Source organism: Pseudomonas deceptionensis, assembly GCF_900106095.1.
Classification (GTDB): Bacteria; Pseudomonadota; Gammaproteobacteria; order Pseudomonadales; family Pseudomonadaceae; genus Aquipseudomonas; species Aquipseudomonas deceptionensis.
In genome coordinates this window covers 928,792-940,877 of the sequence record NZ_FNUD01000002.1, presented here as the reverse complement: position 1 = coordinate 940,877, position 12,086 = coordinate 928,792, and the positions used below count along the sequence as shown (strand labels likewise).

General features: G+C 56.8%; 10 protein-coding genes. 4 read left to right on the top strand and 6 right to left on the bottom strand.

The genetic code is table 11. From position 1 onward, the window contains the following. Positions 1 to 56: 56 nt before the first annotated feature. Positions 57 to 1,679, bottom strand: coding sequence for an MFS transporter (locus BLW11_RS04080; RefSeq protein ID WP_048362214.1), 1,623 nt, complete (start codon positions 1,677 to 1,679; stop codon positions 57 to 59). A 90-nt stretch (positions 1,680 to 1,769) separates the two neighbouring features. Then, positions 1,770 to 3,431, bottom strand: coding sequence for a GMC family oxidoreductase (locus BLW11_RS04075; RefSeq protein ID WP_048362215.1), 1,662 nt, complete (start codon positions 3,429 to 3,431; stop codon positions 1,770 to 1,772). A gap of 132 nt (positions 3,432 to 3,563) precedes the next feature. Here BLW11_RS04075 and BLW11_RS04070 point away from each other — a divergent pair, with 132 nt between their 5' ends. Next, the gene (locus tag BLW11_RS04070; RefSeq protein ID WP_048362287.1) at positions 3,564 to 4,451 is read left to right on the top strand and encodes a LysR family transcriptional regulator; all 888 of its coding nucleotides are present in this window, start codon (positions 3,564 to 3,566) and stop codon (positions 4,449 to 4,451) included. Between the two features lie 81 nt (positions 4,452 to 4,532). Here BLW11_RS04070 and gyrB read toward each other — a convergent pair whose 3' ends face one another. Genes gyrB through dnaA form a run of 4 tightly spaced genes read right to left on the bottom strand, consistent with a single transcriptional unit; the run spans position 4,533 to position 10,731 of the window. Continuing rightward, a complete protein-coding gene (gene gyrB, locus BLW11_RS04065; RefSeq protein WP_048362288.1) occupies positions 4,533 to 6,950 on the bottom strand; it encodes a DNA topoisomerase (ATP-hydrolyzing) subunit B in 2,418 nt (805 codons plus the stop codon). Between the two features lie 5 nt (positions 6,951 to 6,955). Then, positions 6,956 to 8,059 carry a DNA replication/repair protein RecF gene (gene recF, locus BLW11_RS04060; RefSeq protein WP_019828642.1) on the bottom strand — a complete coding sequence of 368 codons (1,104 nt, stop codon included), beginning with the start codon at positions 8,057 to 8,059 and terminating at the stop codon, positions 6,956 to 6,958. A 21-nt stretch (positions 8,060 to 8,080) separates the two neighbouring features. Continuing rightward, entirely contained in the window at positions 8,081 to 9,184 is a 1,104-nt protein-coding gene (gene dnaN, locus BLW11_RS04055; RefSeq protein WP_048362216.1) for a DNA polymerase III subunit beta, read from the bottom strand. A 38-nt stretch (positions 9,185 to 9,222) separates the two neighbouring features. After that, positions 9,223 to 10,731 carry a chromosomal replication initiator protein DnaA gene (dnaA, locus tag BLW11_RS04050; RefSeq protein WP_048362217.1) on the bottom strand — a complete coding sequence of 503 codons (1,509 nt, stop codon included), beginning with the start codon at positions 10,729 to 10,731 and terminating at the stop codon, positions 9,223 to 9,225. A gap of 563 nt (positions 10,732 to 11,294) precedes the next feature. Here dnaA and rpmH point away from each other — a divergent pair. The 3 genes from rpmH to yidD are packed head-to-tail and all read left to right on the top strand — an operon-like array spanning position 11,295 to position 12,073. Further along, positions 11,295 to 11,429, top strand: coding sequence for a 50S ribosomal protein L34 (gene rpmH, locus BLW11_RS04045; protein ID WP_003213577.1), 135 nt, complete (start codon positions 11,295 to 11,297; stop codon positions 11,427 to 11,429). Between the two features lie 16 nt (positions 11,430 to 11,445). Next, the gene (rnpA, locus tag BLW11_RS04040; RefSeq protein ID WP_019828646.1) at positions 11,446 to 11,847 is read left to right on the top strand and encodes a ribonuclease P protein component; all 402 of its coding nucleotides are present in this window, start codon (positions 11,446 to 11,448) and stop codon (positions 11,845 to 11,847) included. Then, positions 11,840 to 12,073 carry a membrane protein insertion efficiency factor YidD gene (gene yidD, locus BLW11_RS04035; protein ID WP_019828647.1) on the top strand — a complete coding sequence of 78 codons (234 nt, stop codon included), beginning with the start codon at positions 11,840 to 11,842 and terminating at the stop codon, positions 12,071 to 12,073. Before rnpA ends, yidD begins: the two co-directional genes overlap by 8 nt. Positions 12,074 to 12,086: the final 13 nt, after the last annotated feature.

Here is a 12,086-nt window from a genome sequence, read left to right as displayed (position 1 = left end):
TTATACGCCGGTTTTTTTGTGTCTGGGATTCAGGTAAATCCCTGTAGAAGCCCGCTTTAGACCTTATCGATATCCACGTTCCTGGTCTCCTTGAGGCACAGCAGGCCCACCACCAGGCTGACCCCGGTAATCACCACCGGATACCACAGGCCGTAGAAGATATCCCCGGTGTAGACCACCAGCGCAAATGACACCGTTGGCAGGAAGCCACCAAACCAGCCATTACCAATGTGGTACGGCAGGGACATTGAGGTGTAGCGGATGCGGGTCGGGAACAGTTCGACCATCACCGCGGCCAGCGGGCCATAGGTCATGGTGGCAATAAGGGTCAGCAGCACCATGATCAGTACCACCATCGGCTGGTTCACCATGCTTGGATCAGCTTTGGCCGGGTAGCCCGCCTCGGTGATCGCCGCACGCATGGCGGCCTCGTCAAAGCCCTTGATCTGTTGCTCACCCACCGAGACCATCACCTCAGACCCGGATGCGACGGCCTGAGAGGTGTACGGCAACCCCTGTTTCACGAGGAAGGTTTTGACCTTGTCACACGGGCTGTCAAAACGCGCCTTGCCTACCGGGTCAAACTGGAAGGTGCAGGTGGACGGATCGGCCATCACCACAATCGGTGACTGGCGGCTGGCGGTGTCGATCTGCGGGTTGGCGTAATGGCTCAGGCCTTTGAACAACGGGAAATACAGCACTGTGGCCAGCAACAGGCCAAGCATCAAAATCGGTTTGCGCCCCACCTTGTCCGATAGCCAGCCGAAGAAGATAAAGAACGGTGCACCGATGATCACACTGATAATCAGCAACATGTTGGCCTGGGCCGGGTCAATCTTGAGCATCTGCGTGAGGAAGAACAGCACGTAGAACTGCGCCGTATAGAAGGTCACGGCTTGGCCGGCGTTGATCCCGAACAGCGCAATCAATACGATCTTGAGGTTTTCCCATTTGCCGAACGACTCACGGATCGGCGATTTGCTGGTTTTACCTTCGGCCTTCATTTTCACAAACGCCGGCGACTCGTGCATGCTCATACGAATCCAGGTCGAGATGCCCAGCAGCACAATGGACAGCAGGAACGGCAGGCGCCAGCCCCAGACCTCAAACTGGTCTCCGGTCAGGTAACGGCAGCTCAGTACAACCACCAACGAGAGCAACAGACCCAGTGTGGCGGTGGATTGAATCCAGCTGGTATTGAAACCGCGCTTGCCGGGAGCGGCGTGCTCGGCCACGTAGGTAGCGGCGCCACCATATTCTCCGCCCAGCGCCAGCCCTTGGAGCATGCGCAACAACACCAGCATGATTGGGGCCGCAATGCCGATACTGGTATAGGTAGGTAGCAGGCCGACAGCAAAGGTCGATAAGCCCATCAGAATAATGGTCATGAGGAATGTGTATTTACGCCCGATCATGTCGCCCAATCGGCCAAACACCAGTGCCCCGAACGGTCTGACCAAAAAACCGGCAGCAAAGGCCATCAAGGCAAAAATGAACGCTGTAGTGTCGTTCACCCCGGCAAAGAATTGCTTGCTGAGCACGGTCGCCAAAGCGCCATACAAGAAAAAGTCATACCACTCGAAGACAGTCCCGAGGGATGAGGCAAAAATAATCTTGCGCTCTTCCCGGCCGGTTGTTGCCTTGGCGGGAGCCGCCTGTTGTGCAATTGCGTCTGACATGTTCAATGTCCTCAGCCCTGTGGGCCACAGTGATTATTGTTGTTGTCCACTGTCGGTTCCGGATGACTGCGCCCGAAACCACGATCGCGTTCAGGCGACCGGTGCTACTACCGCGCGGCTAACGCCTGCTGTTTTGTCCTGCGCGTCATTCAACGTTTGCAGAATTAACTGCGCGGCTTTTTCGCCAATCATCAGGGTCGGTGAACAGGTATTACCCGACACGATGCTCGGCATGATCGATGCGTCTGCCACCCTTAAACCCGCGACACCATGAACGCGTAATTGGGCATCGACCACTGCCTCGGCGTCCTGGCCCATGCGGCAGGTTCCCACCGGGTGAAAGATAGTCGTACCAATACGGGCGGCAGCTTCGTACAGCTCTTGCTCCGTTTGCAGATCCTTGCCCGGAAGGTATTCCTCGGGCGTAAAGGCCTGCAGGGCAGGGCGAGACACGATACGCCGGGTCAGGCGAATCGCATCTGCCGCGACCCTTAAATCGTCAGGATGGCTCAGATAATTGGGGTCGATCAGCGGCGCGTCATCTGGGTTGGCCGAACTGATATCGACCCGGCCCCGGCTTTTAGGACGCAAATTGCACACTGAAGCCGTAAAAGCAGGGAAGGTGTGCAGCGGTTCGCCAAAGCGCTCAAGGGACAGCGGCTGAACGTGGTACTGCAAGTTGGCCGAGGGCTGATCAGGGTCGGACTTAACGAACGCGCCCAACTGACTTGGCGCCATGGCCAAAGGGCCACTGCGATCGTAGGCATACCGCAGGCCCATGCCTACTTTTCCCCACAGGCTATTGGCCACCTGGTTTAGGGTACGGGCCTTGGTCAGTTTGAAAATCAGCCGCAGTTGCAGATGGTCCTGCAGGTTGCCACCCACGCCAGGCAACTCGCGCTGCACAGTTATCCCCAAGCTTTCCAGCAGGGGCCGCGGGCCGATACCCGAGCGCTGCAAGATCCCCGGAGAGCCAATGGAGCCCGCGCACAAGATAATCTCGCGACCCGCCGCGAAGCGGTGCTCGGCACCTTGCCAGCGAGCGCTGACATCCGTCGCCCGGCCGTTCTCAAGCAGCACTTTATCGACCTGAACATCGGTCAATACGGTCAGGTTCGGGCGTTTAAGCACCGGGCGCAAAAATGCCTTGGAAGCATTCCAGCGCACACCGGATCGTTGATTGACCTGAAAGTATCCACAGCCCTGATTGTCACCACCGTTGAAGTCGCTGACGCTGGCAATCCCGCTTTGTGCAGCCGCGTCACGAAACGCATCCAGAATGGGCCAGGTATAACGCTGTTGCTCAACCCGCCATTCGCCATCACCGCCATGCAGGTCGCCGTTGCCGGCAAAGTGTTTTTCGCTGCGTTTGAACAGCGGGAGGACATCGTTCCAGGCCCAGCCAGTATTGCCCTGCTCGGCCCAACGGTCGTAATCGCCCGCCTGGCCGCGCATATAGATCATGCCGTTGATCGACGAACTGCCGCCCAGCACCTTGCCCCGGGGATAACTCAGGCTGCGACCTTGTAAGCCGGCCTGTGCCTCGGTTTTGAAACACCAGTCGGTACGCGGGTTGCCGATGCAATACAGGTAACCCACAGGGATATGAATCCACGGGTAGTTATCTTGCCCACCCGCCTCGAGCAGCAACACGCTGTGACGGGGGTCGGCAGACAGCCGGTTGGCCAGCACGGAGCCCGCAGGTCCGGCGCCCACGACGATGAAGTCGTACACTTTATTGGCTGATGGCATCCATCACCTCGCCTTTTATTGTTCTTGTCTTGCTCCATCGTATTGATTATTTTCGAGTTTGAAACGCGTGATTTCACCCATGGCTTGTGCGTTTTTGCACAGCCCGTTCATCACTATCGCTTGGGGGATGGCATGTTCGACTGGAATGACATGCGCTACTTTCTGGAGCTGCAGCGCAGCGGGCGCCTGCTGACGGCCGCCAAGCGCCTGAACACGACCCACAGCACCGTCGCCCGCCATATTGAAAGCATCGAGCAGCACCTTGGCGCAGCGCTGTTTGTGCAAAACGCCCAGGGCTACGAACTGACGCCCGCCGGCCAAGCGCTGCTCAGGCACGCCGAAGCCATGGAAAATACCGCATTGTTGGCGCAGGAAGAAATCACCCAGGCCATCGCCCCTATGGGGAAGATCCGTCTTGGCGTAACTGAAGGTATCGGGATCATGTTCATCACTTCGCGGCTGCGCGGGTTATTTGAGCGCTACCCTGGGCTGGAAGTGGAGCTGGTGGCGGTACCGCGCTTTGTCAGCATTCTCAACCGCGAAGCTGAAATCAGCATCCATCTGGACCGCCCCAACGCTGACCTGTTGATAACTCGCAAACTCACCGACTATACGCTGGCGCTGTATGCCAGCCGTCTTTACCTCGACAAGGCACCGCCCTTGAACAGCCGCGAGGACCTCGCCAATCACTACTGGATCGGCTACGTCGACGACCTGCTGTTCAGCCAGGAGCTGTTGTTCCTCAACAACTTCTGTCGCACCCCGACCGTCACCTTTCGCAGCACCAGCGTCATTGCGCAACAACAAGCCGCGCGGGCCGGACTGGGCATCGCGGTGTTGCCCAATTACATGGCCAGTAACGACCCGGAACTGGTGCGTGTTCTGCCCGAAGAGTCGGTGCAACGCAGCTACTGGATCAGTACCCGCCGCGAATTGCACAAGTCGGTGAGATTGCGGGTGGTATGGGATTTTTTGCTGGAGTTGTGCAAGGAAGAGCAGGGGGTCTTGCTGGCGCCGTAGCAAAAAAAACCCGCCGTGTCGTGAGACATGGCGGGTTTTTTATTGGGTTGAGGTCAAAGATCTACCCCGGCCCATCACACATCAGAAGTCCAGGTTGGACACTGCCAGTGCGTTGCTCTCGATGAATTCGCGGCGCGGTTCTACGGCGTCGCCCATCAAGGTGTTGAAGATCTGGTCGGCGCCGACCGCGTCTTCGATGGTCACTTTGAGCATGCGACGCACGCTTGGGTCCATCGTGGTTTCCCAGAGCTGATCCGGGTTCATTTCGCCCAGACCTTTGTAGCGCTGGATGGTGTGACGCTTAGTGCTTTCCGCCATCAACCACTCAAGTGCTTCCTTGAACTCGGTCACGGCTTTTTTACGTTCGCCACGCTGGATGTACGCGCCGTCGTCCAACAAGGTGCTCAGTTGAGCGCCCAGGGTCACAACGGTTTTGTAATCGTTGCTGCCGAAGAAGTCGCGGTTGAAGGTGATGAACGTCGAGTGGCCGTGGGAGATCAATTCGACCTCTGGCAACCAGACATTACGCTCATGGTCTTCACGCAGGCTGGCTTTGTATACCAGACCCGACTTCTCGACCAGACGCAGGCGCTCTTCGAACTTGGCCATCCAGTCTTGCATGGCAGCGTGATCGCCCAGCTGCTCAAGGCTAACGGCTGGCAGGTAGATGAAGTGCTCGGTCAGCTCCTGAGGGTACAGGCGCGACAAACGCTTGAGAGTCTTCATCACCATGCGGAAGTCGTACACCAGGCGCTCCAGCGCCTCACCAGAGATACCTGGAGCTTCGTCGTTCAAGTGCAGGCTGGCATCTTCAAGGGCCGACTGGGTCATGTACTCTTCCATGGCCTCGTCGTCTTTGATGTATTGCTCTTGCTTGCCTTTTTTCACTTTGTACAACGGTGGCTGAGCAATGTAGATGTAGCCACGCTCAATCAGCTCCGGCAACTGACGGAAGAAGAAGGTCAGCAGCAGGGTACGGATGTGCGAACCGTCGACGTCAGCATCGGTCATGATGATGATGTTGTGATAGCGCAGTTTGTCGATGTTGTACTCATCGCGGCCAATGCCACAGCCCAAGGCGGTGATCAAGGTGCCTACTTCTTGCGAAGAGATCATCTTGTCGAAGCGGGCTTTCTCGACGTTGAGGATTTTACCTTTCAACGGCAGGATGGCCTGGGTACGGCGGTTACGACCCTGCTTGGCGGAACCGCCAGCAGAGTCACCTTCCACGAGGTACAGTTCGGACAGCGCCGGGTCTTTTTCCTGGCAGTCAGCCAGTTTTCCAGGCAAGCCTGCGATGTCCAGCGCGCCTTTACGACGGGTCATCTCACGGGCTTTACGCGCGGCCTCACGGGCACGGGCGGCGTCGATCATCTTGCCAACAATCAGCTTGGCTTCGTTCGGGTGTTCCAGCAGGAAGTCGGAGAAGAACTTGCCCATTTCCTGTTCAACAGCGGTCTTCACTTCGGAAGAAACCAGCTTGTCTTTGGTCTGGGAGCTGAACTTCGGATCCGGCACTTTCACCGAAATGATCGCAGTCAGGCCTTCACGGGCATCGTCACCGGTGGTGGCGACTTTGTGCTTCTTGGCCAGGCCTTCTGCTTCGATGTAGGTGTTGAGGTTACGCGTCAGGGCAGAGCGGAAGCCCACCAAGTGCGTACCACCATCGCGCTGCGGAATGTTGTTGGTGAAGCACAACAGGTTCTCGTTGAAGCTGTCGTTCCACTGCAGTGCGATTTCTACGCCGATGCCGTCTTCACGTTGAACATTGAAGTGGAACACCTCGTTAACCGGGGTCTTGTTGGTGTTCAGGTAATCAACAAACGCACGCAGGCCGCCTTCGTACTTGAACAGTTCTTCCTTACCGCTGCGCTCATCCTTGAGGACGATGCCGACACCAGAGTTGAGGAAGGACAGTTCACGAATCCGCTTGGCCAGGATGTCCCAGCTGAAGTGGATATTTTTGAAGGTCTGATCAGATGGTTTGAAATGGATCTGAGTACCGGTGGTTTCACTTTCGCCGACGATAGCCATCGGTGCTTGCGGAACGCCGTGGACGTAGGTCTGTTCCCAGATCTTGCCGCTGCGACGCACAGTCAGGACCAGCAGTTCGGACAGGGCGTTTACCACCGAAACACCTACACCGTGCAATCCGCCGGATACCTTGTAGGAGTTGTCATCGAACTTACCGCCAGCGTGCAGCACGGTCATGATGACCTCGGCTGCGGAAACGCCTTCTTCTTTATGCACATCAACCGGAATACCGCGGCCGTTGTCGCGCACGGTGATTGATTCGTCCGGATGGATGGTGATGGTGATGTCGTCGCAATGGCCAGCCAGCGCTTCGTCGATAGAGTTGTCGACTACTTCGAACACCATGTGGTGCAGACCGCTGCCATCGTCAGTATCACCAATGTACATACCGGGACGTTTGCGTACGGCATCAAGGCCTTTCAGCACTTTAATGCTCGTTGAGTCGTACGTGTTTTCTTCGCTCAATGCCTTCACTCCCGATGGTCGTGGGTCTGGGTGATACAGCCCTGTTCCACGTGGAACAGGGCAACTGGCGTTTCCGTCTGCCAGCCTTCCCTCAATAATTCGTGATCTACACAGGTAATAAATACCTGGCAGCGTAAGTCTTCCAACAAGCGACACAATGCGTTGCGATGCTGCTCGTCCAGCTCAGACGGCAAGTCATCTACCAGATAAATACATTGGCCACGCCGGGCTTGGCTGACCAAGTGCCCTTGAGCAATGCGCAGCGCACAGACCACCAACTTCTGCTGCCCCCGTGACAAGATGTCTGCGGCGTTGTTTGCACCCAGCTTGAGGCGCAAATCAGCACGTTGTGGCCCGGCCTGGGTATGGCCCATTTGCTGGTCCCGGTGGACAGACGCGGCGAGTACAGCACTCAGCTCACGGTCTTTATCCCAACCACGGTAATAGCTCAGCGTTAACCCTTCGAGATCAAGCAACTCGCTCAGGGTCTGCTCAAAGACTGGTTTCAAGGCTTTGATGTAGGCGCGGCGGTATTCATCAATTTCAGCACTGGCCAGGCACAGTTCCCGGTCCCAGGCCGCTTGTGAAACGGCGTCGAGTGTACCATGCCGCAGCCATGAGTTCCGCTGCCGCAGGGCCTTCTGTAGCCGCTGCCAGGTCGACATGAACCGCGGCTCGACATGGAACACGCCCCAGTCGAGAAACTGCCTGCGGATCTTTGGAGCCCCCTCAAGGAGACGGAAGCTGTCCGGGTTGATCAATTGCAGCGGCAGGATCTCGGCCAGTTGCGCGGCACTGCGCGCATTCTGGCCGTCGATACGAATCTGGAACTCCCCTTGCCGGTCCCGCGAAATACCCAGCGCACTGTGCCCGCCTTCCGCCAGTTCGACCTGGCCAAAAACCGTACAGCTCTGCTGCTCGTGTTGAATCACAGGATTTAGCCGCACACTGCGAAACGAACGCGCCAGCCCCAGCAAGTGGATAGCTTCCAGCACGCTGGTTTTTCCGCTGCCGTTGGCGCCGTACAGGATATTGATGCGGGGGGAGGGGGAGAAGGTCACCGGGTGCAGGTTACGCACCGCGGTGACTGTGACACGACTGAGGGACATCTAGCGTGGGCTGTGCATGGGTTACAGGCGCATCGGCATAACAACGTAGGCCGAGTCGTCGTTGTCCGACTCTTGCACCAAGGCGCTGCTGTTGGAGTCCGACAGGATCAGACGCACTTGTTCAGTGGTCATCACGCCCAGCACATCCAGCAGATAGCTCACGTTGAAGCCAATTTCCAGCGAGCCGCCGTTGTAGTCGACGCCTACTTCTTCTTCCGCTTCTTCCTGCTCCGGGTTGTTGGCCTGGATTTTCAGTTGGCCATTGGCCAATTGCAGGCGGATACCACGGTACTTCTCGTTGGACAAAATCGCAGTACGGCTGAACGCTTCACGCAGTGCCTGACGGTCACCGATAACGATCTTGTCGCCACCTTTAGGCAGCACGCGCTCGTAATCCGGGAACTTGCCGTCTACCAGCTTGGAGGTGAAGGTGAACTCACCGGTGGTGGCACGGATGTGATGTGCCCCCAAGACGATGCTCACTTCGCCGTCCGGCTCGGTCAGCAAGCGGGCCAGTTCCAGAATGCCTTTGCGCGGCACGATGACCTGGTGACGGTCCGGTTGGCCGATATCGGCTTTCATCGAACACATGGCCAGACGGTGACCGTCGGTAGCCACGGCACGAATGATCCCGGCCGACACTTCCAGCAGCATGCCGTTGAGGTAGTAACGAACGTCTTGCTGGGCCATGGCGAAGCTGGTGCGCTCGATCAGGCGACGCAATTTGCTTTGCTGCAGGTTGCAGGTCAGCGAACCCGGGCCTTCTTCAACCGTCGGGAAGTCGTTGGCAGGCAAGGTGGACAAGGTAAAGCGGCTACGCCCTGCTTTGACCACCAGCTTGTTGTCGTCCAGCTTGATGTCGATCAGTGCATCGTTGGGCAAGCTTTTGCAGATATCCATCAGCTTGCGCGCAGGCACGGTGATTTCGCCTGGCTCGGCCGGCTCTTCAAGCTGCACACGGCCAACCAGTTCGACCTCAAGGTCGGTACCGGTCAGCGACAGTTGCTGGCCTTCGACAACCAACAGCACGTTGGACAATACCGGCAAGGTCTGGCGGCGTTCAACGACGCCTGCGACCAGTTGCAGGGGTTTCAACAGGGCTTCGCGTTGAATGGTGAAATGCATGGTCTAGTCCCTTGCCTTAATAAGCTGCGCTGGTGTCATCAGGTTGTCAGTGTACGCAGCAGGTTCTTGTAGTCCTCGCGGATGTCCGCGTCGGATTCCTTGAGCTCGTTGATCTTGCGGCATGCGTGCAAGACCGTGGTGTGATCGCGACCGCCAAACACGTCGCCGATTTCCGGCAAGCTGTGGTTGGTCAGTTCTTTGGACAGTGCCATGGCAACCTGACGTGGTCGCGCTACCGAGCGCGAGCGGCGCTTGGACAGCAGGTCCGAAATCTTGATCTTGTAGTACTCAGCCACCGTGCGCTGAATGTTATCCACAGAGACCAGCTTGTCCTGCAGCGCCAGCAAGTCTTTCAGGGACTCACGGATCAGCTCGATGGTGATGTCGCGGCCCATGAAGTGCGAGTGAGCGATAACGCGCTTGAGCGCGCCTTCGAGTTCACGCACGTTGGAGCGAATACGCTGGGCAATAAAGAACGCCGCATCATGGGGCAGATCGACCTTGGCCTGATCGGCCTTCTTCATGAGGATCGCGACCCGGGTCTCAAGCTCTGGCGGCTCGACGGCTACCGTCAAACCCCAGCCAAAACGCGACTTGAGGCGCTCTTCGAGGCCTTCGATTTCTTTCGGGTAACGGTCGCTGGTCAGAATCACTTGCTGACCACCTTCAAGCAGGGCGTTGAAGGTGTGGAAAAACTCTTCCTGGGACCGCTCTTTGCGCGCGAAGAATTGAATGTCATCGATGAGCAAGGCGTCTACCGAACGGTAGAAACGCTTGAACTCGTTGATCGCGTTGAGCTGCAAGGCCTTGACCATGTCGGCTACAAAACGCTCGGAATGCAGGTACACGACCTTGGCATTCGGGTTCTTCTTTAACAGGTGGTTACCCACCGCGTGCATCAAGTGAGTTTTACCCAAGCCAACGCCGCCATAAAGGAAGAGCGGGTTGTAACCATGCTTGGGGTTGTCCGCCACCTGCCACGCCGCAGCGCGAGCCAGTTGGTTGGACTTGCCCTCAACGAAGTTTTCGAAGGTAAAGGTACGGTTCAAGTAGCTGGTGTGCTTGAGCGCACCCTCAACTTGAACAGTGCGCTGTTCGGCGCGCACGGGAGCTTGCTGCGAGCTGGCGCCAGCCATTGGATCGAAACTGGCACGCGAAGGCTCTTCGCTCGCCTGAGCCGCCTGTTTAGGGGCAGGGGCGGGAGCAGAGGCTTGGCTGCTCGATGGACTCGCTGGCGCCGGGGCTTGTTGAGAAGCCGCAGCGGCCAGTGGCGCATTGGGGGCAGCACGAGGCGCCGAGCTGCGTTTGCTGCCTATTAACAAGGACAACGCAGGCGCCATGCCATTGCTGTGCTCGTTCAACAGTTCAAGCAAACGGCTCAGATACTTTTCGTTAACCCAGTCGAGAACGAAACGGTTGGGTGCATACACGCGCAACTCGTCGCCTTCGGCTTCGACCTGTAGTGGACGGATCCAGGTGTTGAATTGCTGGGCAGGCAGCTCATCGCGCAAAAGCTCCACGCACTGCTGCCAAAGTTCCACTGACACGGATATCCCCTAAGTTGAAAGCCGGTGAGGCAAAAACAGGCGCCATTGTAACGGCCGCTGGCCTACTTATCCACATGTAGGTTGCCTGCCTATAAGGAGGAATCCGGCTTTTTACGGTAAACAAAGCGACAAATGGTATGTGCATAAGGTCTGTGGATAAGCGGGCCTAAGCCCGTTGCACAAGTGGGGTCGAAACTCTGTGCATAACTGGCCTGTGGATAAATAGGCCTTTAATGCACAGCTTATCCGCGGGTGCAGCACAGGCAGAGCACGGTTTTTGGACAACCTTTCTGATCGCTGAAAGCCTTGATCCACAAGGGCTGCATTAAGTTATCCACAGAAAATGGCTCCTATAAGAGTAGTTACATCTTTAAAAGAGCTTTAAATACTTCATTTTTTTATTTCTATAGTTGGCAGGCGAAAGGCTTGTGCAAAACGCCAAACATCTATTTACCGGTAAACGCTGGTTGGAAATTGACCTATTGGCTTGCTTTCTCTAGAATCGCCGGTCTCTTAAAACGGGGGCCATTCCGGCCCGTTGTGGACGAACCAGGTAGCACGACATGAAACGTACTTTCCAACCAAGCACTATCAAACGCGCCCGCACTCACGGTTTCCGTGCACGCATGGCTACTAAAAACGGCCGTGCAGTCCTGTCGCGTCGCCGCGCCAAAGGCCGTGCACGTCTGGCAGTTTGATAATCAGACAATGGTGGTGAGTCAGGACTTCAGTCGGGAAAAGCGGTTACTCACTCCCCGACATTTCAAGGCAGTCTTTGACTCCCCCACCGGCAAGGTTCCGGGGAAAAATCTCCTGCTCCTTGCGCGTAGCAACGATCTTGATCACCCCCGCCTGGGGTTAGTGATCGGGAAAAAGAGCGTAAAGCTCTCCGTTGAGCGCAATCGCCTTAAGCGTTTGATGCGTGAATCGTTTCGTCTCCACCAGGATTTACTGGTTGGTTGGGATATCGTTATCGTCGCGCGCAAAGGTTTGGGTGACGTAGAGAACCCCGAATTGATTCAGCATTTCGGCAAACTCTGGAAGCGTCTGGCCCGTAATACGCCAGTTCCAGCAGTAAAAACCGAAACTGTAGGGGTAGGCAGTCCTGATGCGTAAACTGGCGCTCGTTCCGATCCAGTTTTATCGCTATGCCATTAGTCCTTTGATGGCCAGCCACTGCCGTTTCTACCCCAGTTGTTCCTGCTACGCGTTGGAAGCCATCGAAAATCATGGCCTTCTGCGCGGCGGCTGGCTGACCTTTCGTCGTTTAGGTCGCTGTCACCCGTGGAATCCCGGTGGTTACGACCCGGTTCCACCTATCCCTACCTCCCGTTCTTCTTGATGGCCGAGTAATC